The 1,264-nt window shown below is 66.7% G+C and carries 1 protein-coding gene; it reads right to left on the bottom strand.

Features of this window, described 5'->3' with window-relative positions; translation table 11 throughout:
* Positions 1–186: 186 nt before the first annotated feature.
* On the bottom strand, positions 187–1,264 hold a 1,078-nt coding region (locus tag J0I64_RS03710; protein WP_291406266.1), incomplete at its 5' end, for an ROK family protein.

Genomic DNA, 1,264 nt, shown 5'->3' with positions numbered 1-1,264 from the left:
TTTGAGGCGCGACAGGGCGCGCGCCAGGGTGACGAGGCGGGGCTGGGCCGCGCGGCGGCGCAGGCGTTCGGGGGCGGTAAGCATGGGTGGTCCAGATTCTGTAGTTGGTACTGTTATGAAGGCCCCCTTCACCCGGCGCTGCGCGCCGACCTCTCCCGCACGGGAGAGTGAAGGAAGGTTAAAAAATCAGGCGACGGGGTCCGAGACGCTGAGATGGGGCGAGACGGTGTCGAGGAGGGGGAGGGCGGCGGCGCCGAGGGCGGCGGTCAACTGGCCGGTCTGGCCGCGAATAGCGCGGGGCAGGGAGCGTTTCTGGCGCGTGGCAACCGAGACGGGCAGAGGATCAAGCGCTGAAATGACCGCTTCGAGCACGGAATCGGGCATGCCGCCGCCGAAAATGACGGTTTCGGGATCGAAGATGTTTTCGAGCATGGCGACGGTGGGCGCGAGATAGTCTGCCGCAACCTCGATCCATTCGAGCAGGGTCGGATTGGCTTCGTCATGCAGCTTCTGGATGTCGTCGACAGTGGCGGCATAAATGCCCGCCATGGCGAGACGTTCGCGCAGGGCAAAGACCGAGACGAAGCGCTCGAGCGCGCCCGCGGGGCCGTAGTGGACCTTGCCTTTGCGCGGGACGAGACCGACATGGCCGATTTCACCGGCATTGCCAAACGCGCCGCGCAGGGGGCGGCCTTCCTGGATGACGCCGAGGCCAAGGCCGACGCCGAAATAGAGGTAGCAGAAGCTGCCGAGCTGGCGTCCCGCACCATAGAGACGCTCGCCGACGACGGCGGCGGTAGCGTCGTTTTCCACAACCACGTGCTGGCCGGTGGCCTTGGCAAAGAGCGCGGCGGCGTCAACACCGGTCCAGCCGGGCAGGGTGGCCGGACCGACCGAGCTCATGCCTTCCACTTCAAAAGGGCCGGGCATGACGACGCCGATGCCAAGGAGCTTGCTGCGGTCGGCGCCGAGCGAGGCTTCGAGGCGCTGGACTTCGGCATTCACCTTGTCGGGCACGGTATCGGGGCCGGTCTCTTCGAGCGGCAGAATGGATTTGGCGCGTACGCCGCCGGAGAGATCGAGAAGGGCCGTGACCATATGGTCGGCGGCGATTTCGACGCCCGCGGTGAGGGGGCCATTGGGATTGACGGCAAACTGGATCGGGGGCTGGCCGCGGCCGGAGCGCAGGCGGCCGAGCTCGACGAGCAGACCCTCTTCGAGCAGTTCATCGACGATATTGGCAACAGCCTGGGCGGTGCGCTGG

This window comes from Devosia sp. (assembly GCF_017307565.1).
Lineage (GTDB): Bacteria > Pseudomonadota > Alphaproteobacteria > Rhizobiales > Devosiaceae > Devosia.
Note: the sequence above shows the minus strand (reverse complement) of the source record. Positions and strands in the feature narration are given on the sequence as shown.